Raw genomic sequence first — 259 nt, 5'->3', positions numbered from 1 at the left:
CAGTCAACACCGCGTTCGTCGCATGTGTCGTGCCATAGACAATGACTTCGGCGTTGCGCAAGACCTCGTCTCCGCTCCAGCCGACCGACTCGGCAGCGCGTCTGACGGCGGCTTCAAAACCAGTGAAGACGCGATCATAGGTCGTTAACGCCTTACCCATGGCAATTCCACCGGTACTGCAACCGACAACAACGTCGGTGAACGTGCCGCCGGTATCGACCGCGATTCGATAGTGGACTTTCTTCGACAGAGCAGTGTC

Annotated in this window: 1 protein-coding gene; it reads right to left on the bottom strand. The window is 57.9% G+C overall.

Features of this window, described 5'->3' with window-relative positions; genetic code table 11:
• On the bottom strand, positions 1–259 hold a 259-nt coding region (locus tag R0K30_RS22495), incomplete at both ends, for a hydantoinase/oxoprolinase N-terminal domain-containing protein (RefSeq protein ID WP_410613126.1).

This window comes from Bacillus sp. SIMBA_154 (assembly GCF_046536015.1).
In the GTDB taxonomy this organism is placed as follows: Bacteria; Bacillota; Bacilli; order Bacillales; family Bacillaceae; genus Bacillus; species Bacillus pumilus_P.
Note: the sequence above shows the minus strand (reverse complement) of the source record. Positions and strands in the feature narration are given on the sequence as shown.